General features: G+C 55.4%; 21 protein-coding genes. 8 read left to right on the plus strand and 13 right to left on the minus strand.

What is annotated here, in order from left to right; all coding sequences use genetic code 11:
• Positions 1-45: 45 nt before the first annotated feature.
• From ACSOSI_RS17895 to ACSOSI_RS17905, 3 genes are all read left to right on the plus strand, one after another.
• Entirely contained in the window at positions 46-960 is a 915-nt protein-coding gene (locus ACSOSI_RS17895; RefSeq protein WP_411226890.1) for a DMT family transporter, read from the plus strand.
• Between the two features lie 120 nt (positions 961-1,080).
• Positions 1,081-1,662 (plus strand): hypothetical protein, encoded by a 582-nt coding sequence (locus ACSOSI_RS17900; RefSeq protein ID WP_261408638.1) that lies wholly within the window; start codon positions 1,081-1,083, stop codon positions 1,660-1,662.
• Complete coding sequence (locus ACSOSI_RS17905) at positions 1,646-1,876, plus strand: hypothetical protein (RefSeq protein WP_041418638.1); 231 nt, start codon at positions 1,646-1,648, stop codon at positions 1,874-1,876. Before ACSOSI_RS17900 ends, ACSOSI_RS17905 begins: the two co-directional genes overlap by 17 nt.
• A 120-nt stretch (positions 1,877-1,996) precedes the next feature.
• Here ACSOSI_RS17905 and ACSOSI_RS17910 read toward each other — a convergent pair whose 3' ends face one another.
• From ACSOSI_RS17910 to ACSOSI_RS17920, 3 genes are all read right to left on the minus strand, one after another.
• Complete coding sequence (locus ACSOSI_RS17910) at positions 1,997-3,415, minus strand: sensor histidine kinase (protein WP_012146053.1); 1,419 nt, start codon at positions 3,413-3,415, stop codon at positions 1,997-1,999.
• Entirely contained in the window at positions 3,402-4,076 is a 675-nt protein-coding gene (gene tctD, locus ACSOSI_RS17915) for a transcriptional regulator TctD (RefSeq protein ID WP_115184154.1), read from the minus strand. Before tctD ends, ACSOSI_RS17910 begins: the two co-directional genes overlap by 14 nt.
• Before the next feature lie 216 nt (positions 4,077-4,292).
• On the minus strand, positions 4,293-4,613 hold the full coding sequence (locus tag ACSOSI_RS17920; RefSeq protein ID WP_454889741.1) for a hypothetical protein: 321 nt from the start codon (positions 4,611-4,613) through the stop codon (positions 4,293-4,295).
• Between the two features lie 299 nt (positions 4,614-4,912).
• Here ACSOSI_RS17920 and ACSOSI_RS17925 point away from each other — a divergent pair, with 299 nt between their 5' ends.
• From ACSOSI_RS17925 to ACSOSI_RS17935, 3 genes are read left to right on the plus strand one after another with little or no spacing between them, the layout of a single operon-like run.
• A complete protein-coding gene (locus ACSOSI_RS17925) occupies positions 4,913-5,893 on the plus strand; it encodes a Bug family tripartite tricarboxylate transporter substrate binding protein (protein WP_012146056.1) in 981 nt (326 codons plus the stop codon).
• A gap of 12 nt (positions 5,894-5,905) precedes the next feature.
• The gene (locus ACSOSI_RS17930; RefSeq protein WP_012146057.1) at positions 5,906-6,337 is read left to right on the plus strand and encodes a tripartite tricarboxylate transporter TctB family protein; all 432 of its coding nucleotides are present in this window, start codon (positions 5,906-5,908) and stop codon (positions 6,335-6,337) included.
• An 11-nt stretch (positions 6,338-6,348) separates the two neighbouring features.
• On the plus strand, positions 6,349-7,866 hold the full coding sequence (locus ACSOSI_RS17935) for a tripartite tricarboxylate transporter permease (protein WP_012146058.1): 1,518 nt from the start codon (positions 6,349-6,351) through the stop codon (positions 7,864-7,866).
• 222 nt (positions 7,867-8,088) lie between these two features.
• Here ACSOSI_RS17935 and ACSOSI_RS17940 read toward each other — a convergent pair whose 3' ends face one another.
• Both ACSOSI_RS17940 and ACSOSI_RS17945 read right to left on the minus strand, forming a co-directional pair.
• On the minus strand, positions 8,089-8,718 hold the full coding sequence (locus ACSOSI_RS17940; protein ID WP_454889743.1) for a CatB-related O-acetyltransferase: 630 nt from the start codon (positions 8,716-8,718) through the stop codon (positions 8,089-8,091).
• A gap of 155 nt (positions 8,719-8,873) precedes the next feature.
• Positions 8,874-9,869, minus strand: a complete 996-nt coding sequence (locus tag ACSOSI_RS17945; protein ID WP_476705887.1) for a DMT family transporter — start codon at positions 9,867-9,869, stop codon at positions 8,874-8,876.
• Between the two features lie 170 nt (positions 9,870-10,039).
• On the opposite strand from ACSOSI_RS17945, the gene pdxR reads away from it, so the two are divergent.
• A complete protein-coding gene (pdxR, locus tag ACSOSI_RS17950) occupies positions 10,040-11,497 on the plus strand; it encodes a MocR-like pyridoxine biosynthesis transcription factor PdxR (RefSeq protein WP_476705888.1) in 1,458 nt (485 codons plus the stop codon).
• Between the two features lie 8 nt (positions 11,498-11,505).
• On the opposite strand, the gene ACSOSI_RS17955 is transcribed toward pdxR, so the two are convergent.
• From ACSOSI_RS17955 to ACSOSI_RS17970, 4 genes are read right to left on the minus strand one after another with little or no spacing between them, the layout of a single operon-like run.
• Positions 11,506-12,006, minus strand: a complete 501-nt coding sequence (locus tag ACSOSI_RS17955) for a protein disulfide oxidoreductase (protein WP_261434188.1) — start codon at positions 12,004-12,006, stop codon at positions 11,506-11,508.
• Positions 11,999-12,715, minus strand: coding sequence for a DsbA family protein (locus ACSOSI_RS17960; protein ID WP_261408633.1), 717 nt, complete (start codon positions 12,713-12,715; stop codon positions 11,999-12,001). The genes ACSOSI_RS17955 and ACSOSI_RS17960 overlap by 8 nt, the downstream gene beginning before the upstream one ends.
• Positions 12,712-14,748: a protein-disulfide reductase DsbD family protein gene (locus tag ACSOSI_RS17965; protein WP_476705889.1), complete on the minus strand. Its 2,037-nt coding sequence runs from the start codon at positions 14,746-14,748 to the stop codon at positions 12,712-12,714. Before ACSOSI_RS17965 ends, ACSOSI_RS17960 begins: the two co-directional genes overlap by 4 nt.
• A gap of 49 nt (positions 14,749-14,797) precedes the next feature.
• Complete coding sequence (locus ACSOSI_RS17970) at positions 14,798-15,163, minus strand: copper resistance protein (RefSeq protein ID WP_112363897.1); 366 nt, start codon at positions 15,161-15,163, stop codon at positions 14,798-14,800.
• Between the two features lie 178 nt (positions 15,164-15,341).
• Between ACSOSI_RS17970 and flk the strand changes: the two genes are divergently transcribed.
• A complete protein-coding gene (gene flk / locus ACSOSI_RS17975) occupies positions 15,342-16,370 on the plus strand; it encodes a flagella biosynthesis regulator Flk (protein ID WP_476705890.1) in 1,029 nt (342 codons plus the stop codon).
• A 45-nt stretch (positions 16,371-16,415) separates the two neighbouring features.
• Here flk and ACSOSI_RS17980 read toward each other — a convergent pair whose 3' ends face one another.
• The 4 genes from ACSOSI_RS17980 to ACSOSI_RS17995 form a co-directional block, all read right to left on the minus strand.
• Entirely contained in the window at positions 16,416-16,610 is a 195-nt protein-coding gene (locus tag ACSOSI_RS17980; RefSeq protein WP_017893519.1) for a hypothetical protein, read from the minus strand.
• A 268-nt stretch (positions 16,611-16,878) separates the two neighbouring features.
• Positions 16,879-17,442 carry a GNAT family N-acetyltransferase gene (locus tag ACSOSI_RS17985; protein ID WP_261137199.1) on the minus strand — a complete coding sequence of 188 codons (564 nt, stop codon included), beginning with the start codon at positions 17,440-17,442 and terminating at the stop codon, positions 16,879-16,881.
• Positions 17,439-17,948 (minus strand): carbamoyltransferase C-terminal domain-containing protein, encoded by a 510-nt coding sequence (locus tag ACSOSI_RS17990; protein ID WP_476707278.1) that lies wholly within the window; start codon positions 17,946-17,948, stop codon positions 17,439-17,441. The genes ACSOSI_RS17985 and ACSOSI_RS17990 overlap by 4 nt, the downstream gene beginning before the upstream one ends.
• Before the next feature lie 129 nt (positions 17,949-18,077).
• A complete protein-coding gene (locus ACSOSI_RS17995) occupies positions 18,078-18,533 on the minus strand; it encodes a rhodanese-like domain-containing protein (RefSeq protein WP_476705891.1) in 456 nt (151 codons plus the stop codon).
• Positions 18,534-18,602: the final 69 nt, after the last annotated feature.

Here is an 18,602-nt window from a genome sequence, read left to right on the forward strand (position 1 = left end):
CGGGTAAACTAGCCAGCATGTCCGTTGTTAATGAGAATAATTATCATGAATATGCTGTTCCCTCTGCTGGCGGTGTTGATTTGGTCAATTAATGCCGTGGTCAGCAAACTCTCTGCTACCGCCATCGATCCGGCCGCCATCTCCTTCTATCGCTGGTTACTGGCGCTGATCACGCTGACGCCTTTCGTGCTGCCCGGCGTGATCCGTCACTGGGCGGCAATACGCGCCAACTGGTGGAAATTAATGGTTCTCGGCATGCTGGGGATGGTGTTGTATCAGAGTCTGGCTTATTACGCGGCGCACAGCGTCAGCGCGCTGTTTATGGGCATTATTGTTTCCCTGATCCCGTTACTGACTATTCTGATCAGCATAGTGCTGCTGCGAGTGGCTCCTACGGTGGGCATCGCGATCGGCAGCCTGCTGTCGCTGGCCGGTTTGATCTGGCTGGTGAGCGCCGGTAATCCAGGCGAGTTATTGCAACATGGCATCGGCAAAGGCGAGTTGATGATGTTTGCCGCCACCGCCGCTTATGCGCTGTACGGCGTACTGACCAAGCGCTGGGCGATTGCGCTGCCGAACTGGCAGTCATTGTATGTACAGATTGTGTTCGGCGTGGTGTTGCTGCTGCCGAACTTCCTGATGGCGCAGGACGTTGCGCTGACCAGCCAAAATATTCCGCTGGTGCTGTTCGCCGGTATCCCGGCCTCGATCGTCGCGCCATATCTGTGGATCCACGGAGTGATGCGTCTGGGTGCCAATACCGCGTCGATCTTTATGAATCTGGCTCCAGTATTTACCGCCATCATTGCGGTGGTGTTCCTGCATGAACATCTGCACAGCTACCACTTGATCGGCGGCGGCATTACCCTGTTGGGTGTGATCCTGTCGCAGCGTCTGCGCACGCCGCTGGGCCGTAAGGTACCAGTCCCTACTCCCACAGCGGCACCGTGCAAAAAGTGATAGCTCAGCCGCATCGCCGGTATTCTCCGTACTTACGCTTGAATTCGGGGAAACGGGCACGTTCCTTTAAAAGGTTGTATATGTAGGACAATAACTATCCATCAACCAAGGAAGGTGCCCATGAGTTTTCAACTGCCAATAGAAGAAGATATTCGCCTGGATGAATCAGGGTTTCGGCGCAAAAGATTTACCTACGATAGACGAGTCCATCATAGTTACATTTTTATCGCTGGCGGTAAGCTTTACACTGTGGTTTTTGGCAGTTTGAAGGAACTGCAGAAATTTACGGACATTGGTTACACGATGCCGTTAAATATACCTTTTCCACAAAATGGTATGTCTGAAGTTTACTTTGACCTCTGGATAGATAGAGAGTCTTTTGGTGACTTCCGGCATGTCAAATTTAAAGGCCTTGCTGGCGGCGTTGTGTTAGAGCAGGTTGCATTGGCTATGCTCCAGCACTATCAAACCTTTAACATAGGTGGTTTTGTATTTCAGGCGGCGGGCGGTGCTATTGCCGATTTTGGAAGGAGTATATCGCTCGAAGAGACGTACGATTATATTCTTGGGTTAAAAGACGAACAGCGATACAATGAAGAAACGGGTTTACCAAAAGGGAAACCCAGAAAGCTACTGCCAGATTACTTGAAAGCTTTCAAAAACGATTCGACCGGGAGGGCTTATTATGTCGTTACGCCGTAAAACCATGTACTTGCAAGCAGAAAATGACGAGAAACGATTGCTGCAGGGACTTGCTGCGACCGTCTCTGATGATGTTCTGTCTACTGTTAGTATTCAAGGGGCAAGCGATGTCTTCCGTCATGACTTTCAGGATAGGCAGAAAAAATCCTCTGCCACGTTGCTACGCCGCAAGTTGAATCAGACAACTCTCGAACGAGAGCTCCAGGAAATCTAAAAAGGGCCCCGAAAGGGGCTTTTTTGCATCTATTGACCTCAAACTTATCCTTCTTTCAGCGTAGTGAAATTATCTTTCCTGGCTCGACATCTATTTGGCCGAGAGTTTGTGGCTTTAGTGTTAAGGCAGCAGTTGAAAACGCACCCGCACCAACAGGCCTCCCAGGGTGGCCGAGGTCAACAGTTCCGGGCGGGTGCCGTGATAACGGGTGATGTCGCTGACCAGCGCCAGCCCCAAACCGGCACCGGGCTGATTACCCACGTTATCGAGCCGATGAAACGGCTGCAGCGCCTGCGCCGTATCCTGTTCGGCAATGCCCGGGCCGCTGTCTTCAATTTCCAGTACGCACTCCCCAGCCAGTTTATCGATGCTTAACCGGGCCGTGACCGTGCCCTGATTCGGGGTGTATTTCAGCGCATTGTCCAGCAGGTTGGCACAGAGTTCGGTCAGCAGCAGTGCCTCCCCTCCAACCCAACAGACGGATTCCCCCTCATATCCCAGATCAATACGTTTGCTGCGTGCCTGCGGTAACCGCGAAAAACAGGCATCGCGCAGTACCTGCGCCAGATTCACCGGCTGCAACTTGTGGTCGGCAAGATGTTCATGGGCTTTGAGCCTGGAGAGATAGAGCAGACGATCGGTCAGCGCCACGGTGTTATCCAGCGTGGTGCTCATCGCCAACAGACTTTCCCGCCACTGCTCCGGTTTATCACTGGCCAGCGCTACCCCCACCTGGGTTTTCAGCACGGTTAACGGGGTGCGTAACTGGTGCGAAGCGTCGGCGCTGAAACGTTCCTGACGCGCCACCATCAGCCGCAGTCGTTCAATATAACGGTTGAATGCCAGCAACAGCGGCTGCATTTCCGACCAGGGCAACACCATCGGCAACGGCGTCAGTTCGCCCGGATCGCGTCGCAGCATAATGCCGGAAAGCTTACGCATCGGCTTAAGCACCCGTTTGAGTAGCGCAAAGGCCAGGATCATGGTCAACACCACCACCGTTCCCTGGCTGAGCAAGGCGGAAAGCATCATTTGCCGCGCCAGATAGCGGCGCGATTCCAGCGTCTCCGCCACCAGAATGGTCGCCATGCCCATCACACCCGACTCGTTGACCGGCTGATACAGCGCGGCCACGCGGATCGGCCGGCCGCGATATTGGGCATCATAAAAATGCACCAGTGCCGGATACAGACTGGAACGCAGGATATGGGGTGGCATCGGCGGCAAATCGTTATAGCCTGAAATACTGTCGCCCTGCGGGGAGATCACTTCGTAATAAAGCTGATCGTTCATGTTGCGCTCGAAACTGTCGAGTACCACATAGGGCACGTCCGCTTCCAGCCGACCATTGCGCACCACCAGCCGCTCCGCCACGGTGCGCGCCGAAGCCAGCAGCGTGCGATCGTAGGCCAGCGTGGCAGCATTCATCGCGCTAAAGTAGTGGGTATATATCGAGATGCCGCCCAGCACCAGCAGCGGCAGGCCAAAGAACAACAACAGTTGATAAAACAGTGAGCGTGGCGCGTTAAACCACCTCATTGCAAAGCTCCAGGCTGTAGCCCAGACCACGCAGGGTGATGATCGCCACATTGCTGCCCTGCAGCTTTTTCCGCAGCCGATGAACGTAGAGTTCGATGCTTTCCGGGTTGGCTTCATCAGACAGGGTAAATACCTGTTCAAACAGTTGCTGTTTGGCAACCGGGCGGCCACGCCGGTGGATCAAGGCGGTCAGCACCGCCAACTCTCGGGGCGTCAACTGCAGCGGTTTGTCGTCGAGTTGGAAATAACCTTCATCGTGATAGGTCAGCGCACCATACTGCAGCGCCTGCTGGGTGACGCCGACGCTGCGGCGCAGCAATGCCCGAATACGCGCTTCCAATTCATCGAGTTCGAACGGCTTGGTCAGGTAGTCATCGGCCCCCAGATTCAGCCCTTTGACGCGATCGGCAACGTCGGTTCTGGCCGTCAGCAACAGCACCGGCAAATCCTGCCCGCGCTTGCGCAGCCGGGCCAACAGTTCCAGACCATTCAGCCGCGGCAGCGCTACATCCAGTACCACCAGCGCATAGCTCTCGTTTAACAACATGTGGTCGGCCGCCAGCCCGTCAGGCGCGACGTCGACAGCAAAACCGACGCCGGTCAGCGCCTTTTGCAGCCAGTGGGATAACTCGGGATGGTCTTCAACCAATAACAGACGCATATTTCCATTCCATTGATTTATCTATGCCTATGCCCTAGGTGAAATAACCACCAGGCCAGGATGACGGCCAATTAACATATTTATAACAGCAGGATGGCATGGAAAACGCGGGGAAAGAAGGGTTACGCCGGGCCAGTTTTGGGAGCTGGGGCACAATTGCAACATGGAATAAACCACAGTCGGCCAGCAACTGCGGTTTATTGCGTTGGTTCGCCGTTATTTTTTTCTATCAGCCAGGGCGATATCCAACACCGGCTGCAATTTGGCTGGCGTGAACGGAGGGGAAACCAAGACCGAGCGATTATTGGCAGCAAAAACAATATCAATGCCGGTAATACAGGCAGTCATATGGCAAACGTATTTATCGCCTTTGGGATCGGCGAAATGCAGCTCAAAAACGCCGAGCTCCGGGCGCAGACGTTTCAGCCGGCACTCACCTTCATCGCCATAAATGTCGGCATACACCGACGGCAACATCTTGATAGCTTTAACTTTATCGCTGTCCCTGCCACCGAATAACTTCCCTAATGAAAACATAAACGCACACCTGTCATGATTTTATTTTTAGCCATTTTATCCCAAGGTCGAAAAGGCAAAAATGATATTACGCAGACTTTAAGCAAGGTTTACGGGCTGTTATTGCCCCGTGGCATGTGTTAGCGCAACAGTCAATTTGGCCACTCAGTACGACATTATAACTCCAGGCAGGAGATGCGTATCACATCCCGGAAACTTTTCCGCCGGTTGAAAGGTAAATGAAAGGTTGTTGATTTAACAATCCAGCAACCCGTATCGGCGGGGATCCGCACCGACTGAAAAATACCTTGGGGAAAGCAATGAAAAAAATAATCACCCGCACTCTGACCGCCACCGCCCTGCTGCTGGCAGCCAATCAGGCCTTTGCCGTCGAAGCACCGAAACGCACCGAATGTATCGCCCCTGCCAAGCCCGGCGGAGGGTTCGACCTGACCTGCAAGCTGATTCAGGTTTCGCTGCAGGAAACCAAAGCCATCGATAAACCGATGCGCGTTACCTACATGCCCGGCGGCGTTGGCGCAGTAGCCTACAACGCCATCGTTGCCCAACGTCCGGCAGAGTTCGGCACGGTTGTCGCCTTCTCCGGTGGCTCGTTGCTGAACCTGTCACAAGGGAAATTCGGCCGCTACAACGTGGACGACGTGAAATGGCTGGCCGCCGTCGGTACCGACTACGGCATGATCGCGGTCCGTGCCGACTCGCCATACAAAACCCTGAAAGACCTGATGGACGCCTTCCAAAAAGATCCGAACAGCGTGGTGTTCGGCGCGGGTGCCTCGATCGGTAGCCAGGACTGGATGAAAACCGCCCTGCTGGCGCGTGAGGTCGGGGTCGATCCTCACAAGATGCGTTACGTGGCATTCGAAGGCGGCGGCGAGCCGGTTACCGCATTGCTCGGCAACCACATTCAGGCAGTTTCCGGCGATCTGAGCGAAATGGTGCCTTACCTGCAGGGCGACAAAATTCGCGTGCTGGCGGTGTACTCGGATCAACGCCTGCCGGGCCAGTTAGCCAATGTGCCGACCGCCAAAGAGCAAGGCTTCAATCTGGTATGGCCGATTATCCGCGGTTTCTACGTTGGCCCGAAGGTCAGCGAAGAGGAGTACCAGTGGTGGCTCGACACCTTCCAAAAAATGATGGCAACCGACGAGTTCAAAAAACAGCGCGATCTGCGTGGTCTGTTTGAATTCAACCTGGCCGGCAAGGAACTGGATGCCTACGTGAAAAACCAGGTCAATCAGTACCGCGAACAGGCCAAAGTTTTCGGCCTGGCCAAGTAACCGGAGGCTACCATGAGCGATCGCATTTTCGCCGGTTTCTGGCTGCTGCTGTGCATTGGCGGCCTGTTTATCGGCTGGGGTATTCAGAGCGAATACAGCTACGAACCGCTGGGCCCCCGTCCCTTCCCGCTGGCGATTCTCAGCCTGATGGCGCTGTGCGCGGCGTTACTGCTGCTGAACAAGCCGCAGGTGGTTGAATGGCCGCATAACAAAGTGATGCAACGCCTGCTGGTGCTGGTCATTACGCTGGTGCTGTACGCCTGGGGCTTCGAATGGCTGGGCTTCCCGCTGGCAACCACACTGCTGACCTTCAGCATTGGCCTGCTGTTCCAGGCCAGCCTGAAAGCGGCATTGGTGTCCGGCGTGGTGATGGGCGTGGCGCTGTATTACGCCTTTGACCGCTTACTTGATGTGACACTGCCACTCGGCGTTTGGCTGAGCTAACGGGGGCGATGATGGAAACCTGGATGTATTTGTCTCAAGGGTTCGAGGTGGCATTGGTGCCACAGAACCTGATTATCGCCCTGATCGGCTGCTTCGTTGGCACCATTGTCGGCCTGCTGCCGGGGTTGGGGCCGATCAACGGCGTGGCTATTTTGCTGCCATTGGCGTTCGCTCTCAAACTGCCGGCAGAGTCCGCACTGATCCTGCTGGCGACGGTGTATATCGGCTGCGAATACGGCGGTCGCATCTCCTCGATACTGCTCAACGTGCCGGGTGACGCGGCGGCGATCATGACGGCCCTGGACGGCTATCCGATGGCGCAACAGGGGCGCGCCGGTGTGGCGCTGTCGATCTCGGCGGTCAGCTCTTTCGTCGGTTCGATGATCGCCATCGGCGGCATTATCCTGTTCGCCCCGCTGCTGGCACGCTGGTCGCTGGCGTTCGGCCCGGCGGAATATTTTGCCCTGATGGTGTTCGCCATCGCCTGCCTGGGCAGCATGATGAGCCAGAACCCGCTGAAGTCGCTGCTGGCGGCGCTGATTGGCCTGGGGCTGGCGACGGTCGGGGTCGATGCCAACACCGGCGTTTATCGCTTCACCTTCGACAGCGTTCATCTCTCCGACGGCGTGCAGTTTATCGTGGTGGTGATCGGCCTGTTCTCGGTCAGTGAAATCCTGCTGATGCTGGAAAGCACCAGCACCGGGCAGAAGCTGGTGCGCAAAACCGGTCGCTTACTGTTTAATCGTAAAGAGGCTGCCGAATGCGTTGGCCCAACGCTGCGTTCTTCGGTGATCGGTTTCTTCGTCGGCATTCTGCCGGGTGCGGGTGCCACCATCGCCAGTGCGCTGACCTATATGACCGAAAAGAAAATCAGCGGCAACAGCGATACCTTCGGTAAAGGGGATATTCGCGGCGTGGCGGCTCCTGAGGCGGCCAATAACGCTTCGGCCTGCGGCTCGTTCATTCCGATGCTGACGCTGGGCGTGCCGGGTTCCGGTACCACGGCGGTGATGATGGGCGCACTGACTCTGTACAACATCACACCTGGCCCGGCGATGTTCACCGAGCAGCCGGATATTGTCTGGGGGCTGATCGCCGCACTGCTGATTGCCAACGTCATCTTGTTGATTATGAACCTGCCGTTGGTTGGTCTGTTCACCCGCATGCTGACCATTCCGCTGTGGTTCCTGGTACCGGCGATTGCCGCAGTGTCGGCGGTCGGTGTTTATGCGGTGCACAGCACCACCTTTGACCTGCTGTTGATGGTCGGACTGGGGGTGTTTGGCTACATCCTGAGGAAAATGCACTTCCCGATGTCGCCGTTGATCCTGGGCTTCGTGTTGGGAGAGATGCTGGAGCAGAACCTGCGCCGCGCGCTGTCCATCAGCAACGGACAGTTTGGCATCCTGTGGAGCAGCAGCATCGCGCAAACCTTGCTGGTGTTGGCGGTAGCCGTGCTGGTACTGCCGCTGGTGTTGCGCATAGTGCGCAAACGTCGCCAAACGGTGGAAGCGGCCAAGGCCGAATAAGTCAAAGGGCGGGGTTATTCCCGTAATGCTTGTCAGTTAAGGTGTATTGTTCCCTCTCCTTTGGGAGAGGGTTAGGGTGAGGGGATACATATTGACGCGAAAGCCCCTCACCCCGGCCCTCTCCCTCTGGAGAGGGGGACTATCACTTTAGCAAAGTCGTACATTATTATTCAGAACTTTGCTTAACTGACCGGCATTACGGGTTATTCCCGCCCTTTTCAGTTAACGCTTAATTTCAGCTATCGCCCGTTCCAGGGCCGCAATATCATCATCGGCCAGCAAGGGCTGCACGCGGGCAAACTCCTCGGTCGACAAATCATAAATACGCAAAGCCAATAACCGGGCGATGGTCTGCGGGCTAAACCGCAGCTTGATTGGCCGTGCCGGATTGCCGCCCACGATGGTGTAAGGTTCAACATCCTTGGTCACAATACTGCCTGCAGCCACTATCGCCCCTTCCCCAATGCTCACACCCGGCATCAGCATCGCCCGCATCCCGATCCAACAACCGTCCCCTAACCGGGTGTCGCCCCTCGGCTGATAGGAAGCCAGAATGCTTTCCATCATCGGGTACAGGCAGAACCAATCGGCACGGTGAGTATGATTACCCCCCATCAGGATCACGGCCTCGGCGGCAATGCAGACATAATCGCCGATCAGCAATTGGTCTATCACTCCTAGCGGCTGCCACTGTTGGCTGACCTCGTCCCCGTGCAAATAACGCACCACGGAGCGTTCAAAACCGTCATCCAGGTAGTCGCTGTAATAGCTGTGGGTCCCTTTGACGATAATATTGGGGTTGGTCACCGTTTGGTGCAGCAGTTCTGTTTTTGACCAGTGTTTTTCAGTCATGGCGCTTTCTCTATATTCATTGCAAGAGCCACAGCCTAAAGTCTGTGGCAGTGTTTTTTGGTCGCAAAACACTGCCGTTTTAAGCGATTAACGCCCGTTTTAATCTTGGGTTATTGGTCATTATTGCCTCCAAATCTCGGCATAATGCTAACAAATCAGGCCTCGGCCGTCTTGCTTTTCAACATCAGCACCCCGCCCATCACCAGGGCGCTGCCGAGCAGTTGTAACGAGTTCATGTTTTCCCCCAGCAGGAAATAGGCGATCACCGCCGTGAACACCAACTCCAGCGACAAAATCAGGTTCGCTACCGCCAGCGGCAGGGTTTTCAGGCTGATGTTGTACAAACCAAACCCCAACAGCGTCGGGCCTGCGGCCAGCGTCAACAGCAACAACCAACCGCGCCACTCGATGCCCTGAACGCCCTCGGAAAGGAACCACAAAGAACCGGTCATGCCGTGGAATGCCGCCAGCGGGTATAACGTCAGCGCAATGTTGAACAGCCACTGATAGACGGCGGAAAAACCGAACACGTACAAAATGGTATTCCACACCGGATAATGGCGTTCAGTCGCCACCCGTCCGCCCAGCGTGTAGAGGGTATAACCGATGCCGGACAGCATACCGACCAACAACCCCAGCAGGTTGAAATGACTGTTGCCCATGCTGTCACCGTTGCTGACCAGAAAACAGCCGCCCAGGCTGACCACAATCACCACCAACTGGCGCAGGTTCAGGCGTTCGCTGTAGATCATCCAGCCGAGGAAAACGGTAAAACCCACCGAGCAGTAAGTCAGGATGGTCGCCACCGACGCGCCGTTCAGCGCCACCGACAGCGTCCACAGGCTGTTGAATACCGCCAACAGCAGGCCATAACAGGCATAAAACGGGATCTGGGAACGCCGTAAGCGTGCCCACTCAGGCTTGAACAGCAACAACGCCGGTAATAAAACCAGCGCCACCAATGCCGCTCGCCAAAAGGCCAGCACAAAGGTCGGCAGGTGATAATACTGCGTCAGCACGCGGATAATAATGGCGGTAAAGGCCAGCAACATGGCGCTGATAATGGCAATCACATAACCCTGACTGCTGCCCTGTAAAATGCGCGCGCCGGGGAAAACCGGCCTGACTGAAACACCCGATGGTAATGACATGACACCCTCAAAAAACGGCAGTAATAGACTCAGGCAGAGATTCTAACGCCGCGCTATTTTGCCGCCAGAGCCACTTTCCCCCGATGTTATACAGGCCACTTTTATCCGCTTGAAGGCCTGCTGCTATGGGGTATAGTAAAAAGTGCCACCAACTACCGAGCCAATTTTGCATGCATATTCCGTTAGACCGTCAGCAGGATGTTCCGCTGTATCTGCAAATTGAGGAGGCGTTGCGGCGGGCAATCCTGAGCGGCGTATTTGTTGATGGTGACAAACTGCCCTCCACACGCCAGCTTGCCGGCGAATTGGCCGTCAGCCGGTTGACGGTGGACAGCGCCTATGCCGAATTGGCAGCCAAAGGCTTTTTACGCCAGCGACGCGGCAGCGGTGCCTATGTCCAGCACCCGCTGACACAGCCCGCACAGCCACAACCGGCAACCGATGTCCCTTTCCCGGCGGAGCGTTTTACCACCCTGACCTCACGGCTGGATGGTTACCCCGATATCCCGCTGCCGGACAGCATCATCAACTTTGCTGCCGGTGTCGGCAGTCCGAAAGTTTTCCCGCAGGAAGAGTTCCGCAAGATCTTGCTGTCGGTGCTCAGCCGCCATGCGGAAGAGGCTTTCAGCTATGGCGAATACTGTGGCTACTACCCGCTGCGCGATACGCTGGGAAGGATCCTCACCGCGCAGGGCATTCCGACCCATGCGGAACAATTGCTGATCACCAACGGTTCACAACACGCCATCAGCCTGATTGTGCAAAGCCTGCTGGAGCCGGGCGATACGGTGATCGTCGAACAGCCGACCTACGCCGAAGCCCTGGGGCTACTGCGCCTGCACCGCATCAATATCGTCACCATTCCCAGCGATCGGCACGGCATGCTGGTTGACCAACTGCCCGCCCTGCTGGAAAAACACCGGCCGAAGCTGATTTACACCATACCCAATTTCCATAACCCTACCGGGCGCTGCATGAGTGAAGCCCGGCGGCGTCGCCTGTTGGCACTGGCTCAGCATGCCGGGGTGGTGATCCTCGAGGACGATTTTGTCGGCGATTTGCGCTACAACGGCAAGCAATTGCCCTCGCTGCGGGCCCTTGCGCAACCGGGGGCGGTGATTTATGTCAGCACATTTTCCAAAATGCTGTTGCCCAGCATGCGCATCGGCTATCTGGTGGCGGACAGCGAACACTATCAACGCATCGCCCGATTGAAACACGTCGACAGTTTTACCAGTTCCAACCTGATCCAGCGCGCGCTGGACGCCTTCGTCACCATCGGGCGCTACGACAAGCAACTGCGGCGTGCCGGACGAGTCTATCGCCAGCACCGAGATGTGATGGTCGCTGCATTACAGCAGCAACTGCCGCCAGGCTGCCGGTTTGAAACGCCGGAGGGCGGGTTGTTTATTTGGCTGACGCTGCCCGCCGCCGTCAGCACCGAAGCACTGATGCCGGTGGCCTGGCGACAAGGCGTGACTTTTGCACGCGGAGAATGTTTTTATGCCGAGGAACAGCGTGGCGCGCACGGCCTGCGATTGAATTTCGCCGCCAACACGCCGCCGCTGATTGAAGAAGGTATCGCCCGGCTGTGCCGGGCGATTAGTCAGGTGATAGCAGCAGAATAAACCGGTGATTACAGCCCGGCCCACCACAGCCGCAGCTTCATGCCCCAATAGCTGGTCCAGCCGGTGGTGCTCTGCACCACCTGGCCTTTGGAGATAATCACCAGCGTCGGGGTAACGCCGATTTGCCACTGCGCCGACAGCTCGCCACGCGGGTCGTTAACCACCGGCAAGGTCACCCTCTTGCCTGCCAGCCACCTCGCCACCTGAGCATCGTCACCGGAGCGCAGCGCTACGGTCAGCACGTTGTCCCCCTCGCCGACCAGTCTGGCGACATAGGGCGTGGTGAAGCGGCAAACACCGCACCAGCTGGCCCAGAAATAGACCAGCAAGGGTTTATCCTGACTGAGCTGCGCCAGTGACACCTGCTCACCACTCAGCGTCGTCAGGACCTGCGAATCGAAGGCTGGCGGAGCCTGCGGTGCACGCAGCCAGTCCATGCCGAACGCCGCTACCAGGACAATCAACAACAGGATCAGCAGTTCCCGCGTCCAACGCCGCAGCCTAGCCATTTTTGACCTTCGCCAATTGCTGTTTCACCATCGCCTCCAGCTCCTCGTAAGACACAGCCCCCGGCAACATCTGATCGCCGATCAGCGTCGCCGGCGTCCCCTGCACGCCCAATTTTTCAGCCAGTTCCATGTTGGTGCGCAGCGTGGTCATGCTCAGCTCACTGGGTGCTACTTCTTTCACTCCGGTTTTCTGCTGGGCAGCGGCAATGCTGGCGGTGTCGTGGAAACCTTTTTTCGCCATCAGCCGCTGGTGTAACGCCCAAAACTGGTCCGGATGCTGCTGCCAGGCAGTCAATGCCACCCGTGCCGAACTGACCGAGCTTTCGCCCTTGAACGGCAATAATTTCACCACCAACGCGACGTCCGGGTATTGTTTGACGATCTTCTCCAGCATCGGATCAAAACGCTTGCAGTACGGGCAGTTGTAATCGGTAAAGGTCACCAGCGTCAGTTTGGCGTTGGTCGCCCCCAGACGCGGGCTGGCCGGGTCTTCATACAGGGCTTTGGCGTTTTGCTTGATCGCCTGGCTGATTTGCTGGCCGGCGGTTTGCTGCTGCCAGGCATCGACCGCCTGCGCCAGAATATCCGGGTTCGACACCAGCGTTTCGCGGATCAGCTCTTTAATGCGGACTTCCTGTTCTGGAGTAAACGGGGCAGCGGCCCAGACAGGGGTGGCGATCAACATCAGTAAAATCATTAATTTTTTCATTGTGAATTTCCTTTGGCGGCGGACAGGGTTTGCAATACGGCATCGCGGGTCAACAGTGGGGACAACACCACGCCGTCGCGGCTGCCGGGGCCATAAATTTGATTAAAAGGCACGGCGACGCTGCCGCGTTGTTGCAGGAAGGCGTTAATTTCGGCCGATGGACGGCTCCAGTCCCCCCGCAGGGCGACAACGTCCTCGGCGCTCAGCGCTTTTTGCACGTCATCGCGCAGCAGTACGTTGAATTTGTTGGCTTTACAGGTCACGCACCAGTCAGCGGTGACGTCGACAAACACCCGTTTGTTCTGGGCCAGCGCCTGGGTGATCGCCTCCTCGCTCAGCGGTTGCCAGGCCACATTGTCGTGCAGCGGCTGACGCCACAGCCCGGCGGTCAGCGAACCGGCCAATAGCACCAGCCCAACCAGCACCAGGGTACCAGCTGCCAACTTGGCCGCCAGGCGAACCCCATGTTGCCAACCGACCGCCAGCAACAGGGCCAACAGCGCGAGAACACCCACCACCAGTGTCGGGACGCCACCGATATGGTTGGCCATCAGGCTTAGCAGCCACAACGAAGAAGCCAGCATCAGCAACCCCATCACCAGCCGCAGGCTGTTCATCCACCGCCCCGGACGAGGTAAACGCAGTGCCAACGCCGGCCAGGCGGCAATCAACAGCCAGGGCAGGCTCATCCCGATGCCCAGCGCGACAAACATGCCCCACAGCACCGGCAGCGGTGCTGCCAGAGCAAAGGCCACAGCGGTACCCAGGAAGGGCGCGGAACACGGCGTCGCCAGCAAGGTAGCGAAAGCGCCCTGCCAGAAATGCCCACTCAGGCCACGGCCGTTATGGGTCGCCAGTTTAGTGTTCAGCGAAGAGGAAAGTTGCAGATGGAACAAGCCGAACAGGTTAGCGCTGAATAACAGCGTCACCAGCACCATAAAACCGATAAACCACGGGTTTTGGAACTGAATGCCCCAGCCAAGCGCCTGGTTGCTCAGTCGCAGCAGCGTCATCAGCAACGCCAGCGCCATAAATGACGCCACAATGCCGAACGACGAGGCCAGGAACTGTAGCCGAATACTGTGCCGATCACGCTGTTCGACCTGCAAAATCGAGCCCAGTTTGATGCCTAATACCGGCAACACGCACGGCATCAGGTTGAGGATCAGGCCACCGACCAGCGCCATCAGCACCGCCTGCCACAGCGAGAAACTCGCCGCAACCGGTGAAGCCAGTGGCCCTTCAATAGGTAACGTCACCTGTTGCGCCACGCCGCCGTCACCGATCACCAACGTCAGGGTTTTGCCACGCAGATCCGGTGCGCTATCGCCCCAGCCATCACTCACCGGCACCCGCGCGAACATCCGGGTTCCGTCGCTGCTGACCTTCGGCTTGCCGAGATCAGCATCCTCCAGCGTATCGAAGAACAACTCAGGCTGCTGCCAACCGGCGGCACGCTCGGCGCTGATCTGCAGCTCCCCGTTCTGATAACCGGCTTTAATGCTCTCTACCAACCCATCGGCAATAGGTACCTGCCCCATTGCCTGGGCAAAGTCATGGGTAAACTGCGCGTCGGACGGCGCGTCCAGATCCAGACTGAACGGATAGTCGGTCAAAATGCAGACGTTGCTGCAGGTAGACAGCGTCAAGGTGCCCGCCAACTGGCGTGGTACCGCGCCTTTCATCACCATCGGCAGCTCAACCCGGTCGTGATAACCCTGGGTGGAGATACCGGCAACGTCAAAACGCTGCGGCGTTGGCCAGAACCAGGTTGCCGGCGGTGGATTACCCTGCCAGGCGATGGTCGGCGCAATTCCGCCTTCCCCCGGCGAACGCCAGTAGGTTTTCCAACCTTTTTGCAGCTCTATGCCCAGCAGCAAACGGGTTTCCCCGCTGTGCGAGGTATCGGCGCGCAGCCGCACCTTGGCGTGATCGTTAGTCGGGCTTTGTAGCCAGCCGCTGTCCGCAGCCTGCAAAACAGGAAGCCACAGCAGTAACAGGCAGGCTAATGCCGACCTGATGATATTTAACATGTTTTTTCTCCATAAATGAATCAATCACCAAAACAGACGGGCGATGAACTCATTCACGGAATACGCATAATCGCAGATGTACCCTGAGGGTGGTGGGGGAAATAACTCTGGGAGGGGGAATGCGCAGACGCGCGGCCACGGTCGGTGCCAACAGCACCAGCAACATGCCAAGGCCGAACAGCAGGGTTTCGAACATTACCGGCGGCGAGGCCAACAGGGATTTGGCACTCAGTTCGCAGGGAGTGGGTTGCAGTTCGGCGGCGTCATCGGTGGCGGAGGTGAGAGTGCTGGCGACAGGCAGGCCCATCACTTGCTGCAACGCATGCAGGCTCGCCATGCGCTGAGTCATGCAGGTCAGCACCACCAGGCAAGCCAGGCATAAAAACCATTTCGCAATCCGCTGCTGTTTAACCATGCCGTCCTCAATTCCAAGTCTGCGCTTATCTTAGCGGCGCAGACGCTTTTAGCAATGTTTTGCCTGTAAAGAAATGTCTGAGGACGGTATTGGTCGCGGCCGTTTACAGGTATCATAAGAACAATCCTGCGCTTTTCGCCGGGTACGACGATTTTCTACACAGCGAAGGACAGGTGATATGCAACCTTTGAGTGGACCGGGCACCCCGATCGCCAGCGATCGTTCCCCTAGCCCGGACAAAACCACCACCACTGACGGTAGCCCGCTCTCCCCGGCACAACGCACGACGCTGGAGAAGCTGGTCGTCAAGATCATGGCGCTCAGCCCGGCCAAGTCCGCAGAGATCTGGGTCACGCTGCGTCATGACCTGCAAACGGACAACAACAGTGAGCTACTGGCACGCCATTTCCAACCGGCCGAGCAACTGTTGCAAAACCGTCTGGCACAGGTGCAGCAAAGCCATGCCAACCGCCAATTGTTGCAGCAACTCACCGATCTGTTGCCGCAGGGCAATAACCGCCAGGCCGTCAGCGACTTTATTCGCCAGCAGTTTGGCCATACGGTGCTGAGTCAATTGAGCCACCCGCAGTTGCAGCAGGTACTGAACCTGTTGCAGACCGGCAGCCTGACCATCCCGCTCCCGCAACAAACCACCACCAGCGATCGTCCGCTGTTGCCTGCCGAACATCAGAGCCTGCAGCTGCAGGTGACCAAGCTGAGCGCCGCCACCGGCGAATCACCGGTCAAAATTTGGCAGACGCTGTTTGATCTCAGCGGGGTCAAAACCAACGATCCGCTGCCGGCTCGCCATTTCCAACTGCTGAATCAGTTTTTGCAGGTGAAGGTAGCGCTGAGTCCACAAACCGCACCGACGCTGAACAATCTGTTGGCCGCACTGAAACATCCTGCGGATCCGCAGGAGCAGCAACAGTTGAATGACTACTGTAAGTCACGTTTTCACTGCAATGCCGGCGCACCGCTGACCCATCCGCAGATGAGCGACCTGATCAACCAGCTGTTTGCGCGTCGTCTGGAAAAGACCGGCCCGGCACAGCCGCTGTCCGGCAGCCACGCCGAACCGCAGCCGTTGCTCAACCCACTGATTGCCGCCCTGCCCCAACCGCTGCAAAAAGCGCTGAGCAAACCGGCCGTGGCGTTGATCCTGTTTATTCTGGTGCTGGCCCTGGTACTGGCGCTGGTGTTTTAACTTTTTGACTTCCTGGCAACCGATTTACTGGCCAGCGGATAACCCTTATCCAAGGCCAGACTGGGTATGGTGCTCGGAGGCTTCAAGCTTGAATTGACGCACCTGCGGCAGTGCAAGAATAAAGGCTGAAAACATCAGGCCCAATGTGGCGATAAATATCGCCTCGCGCGGAATCAGCTTGCGGTACGAAACATCAAAAAACAACTTACCCGTACCCAACAGGAATGCAGAGATAGCCAAAGTATAAAAATTTGCATGAGAAAAGTAAAATGCCAGCCCCCCCCTAATACGATCGGCGCTAACTGCTCTGAAAACACTAAATACCCCATTTTTATTGGCGTTATATACAATTGCGTTATCGAAAAATGGGCAAGGCGTACAGGGAAACCTCAGCGCCTACTTGAGTTAGTATTTGAGAAATCCATAGCTTATTGAATGTTCCATTTTGCCATAGTGATATTTTCTCTTTCATAATATTCCCATAGCTATATTCATTAACGTTAAAGTCTTAGTTCTTCGTAGCCCATTCCCTATCAAACACTCTATAATGAAACTCGTCGCTTGTAGATCCTTTGAAAAAATCTGCATTTTTCAATTCATTAATCTTCTTAAGTTCCAGAGACTCCACTAAACCAATGGAAGCAATATTGCGCGTATCTATCAATGCATCGACATGAGACAGTTTATAATTATTGAATAAGAAATCCACCAGCATAGACACACACTGTTTTGCCACGCCTTTTTTCTGATATTGACTAAATACATGGTAAGCAATATATGCCCAGCCTTTATCAATCATAACTGTCGACTGGACATACCCCAGATATTGACCAGACTCACGATCTATAATGACCCAATTTAACCATATTTCCTTTTTATCCGCCGAATAGCGTTGAGATACTCGCTCATAGCGAGACTCCAGTTCACCCAACGTTTTCGGGGGTTCGGAAGGTATAAACTTATAATCATCCTCAATACACAACCCCGCATACATGCCATGCGCATGCCATTTTTCTAATGGTTCCAATATATATAAATCTGATGTTATAGATTCAATTAGTTTAAAGCTCACGATTCGAACTCCATTAACCCTAACATCATGGCTGTAAACAGAGATTTAATGACAGAATTACTGTTATTTTCGAGTAAGTCATAAGACAACGAACCACCATTCTTGTTTATTGAATCAAAGATATCCAAACTCACACTCACACTCACACTCACACTCACACTCACACTCGCAGACAGCCGGCCTTTGATAAAGAAAACATATCGCTGTCCCTTAGAAAAAACAACATTGGTTAATGTGCCATCACTCAGTTTAATTGTATGTCCTGCCTTAAAAATCCGCAACCAATTGGTTTTATTTCTGGATATAAGGCGATCTCCCAGAAGTAATAAATCGACTTCATCATTATGCCTAAAGAAAGTAATGGCATCCTCAGCACTGTCGATAATGGGCTCGCCGCCGCCATTGAGGGAGGGGTTGACTAATATTAGATAGCCAGTTTCATCGTTAAAAATTGATTTTATTAAATGGGTAATGAGAGGTAAAACAAAGATGAAAGTTAAATAAATTTTAACATATCATTGGTTTACGATTAAATGATGGGGATTATCTTATACTTTATTCAAATAACGCTGCTCGAGACAACACAAGGGTAACCTCCCCTTGTGTCGCCCAACCAGAACGACTCTTTTACCGCATCAAGCGCAGCCGCAGTCTTCGCCAATAGCACTTCCCTGCAGCGAGCCCGGCTGTTCACCGGTGGCCAATGGATGGCCATCGCGTAGCCAGAAGTCCAAACCACCAATCAACTCCTTCACCCGAAATCCTTGCAGCGCCAGCTTGTACGCCCCCTTGGTGGAGCCGTTACAGCCAATGCCATCGCAATAAGTGACATAGACTTTATCGCGCGCCAGATGCGCCGTACCGGCCTCGTCAATCTGGCGATGGGGCAAACTGATGGCACCAGGAATATGTCCGGCCGCGTATAGGGCTTCCGCACGGGTATCAATCACCAGGATCTCACTGACGCCGTTGCGCAGATCTTCCGCCACGTCCCACGCATCTGCGTAATAACTCAGCTTCGCGGCCAGATAATCCAGACTCTGCGCCGCCGTCCCCGGTGGAAAGGCCAAAACCAATGAAGATACCGCCATGTAATTCACTCCTGTTGATAAACACTGATGACAATATTGCCTGATTTTGGTCTTATGATTGATACCCAT

Source organism: Serratia sp. AR11 (assembly GCF_056376275.1).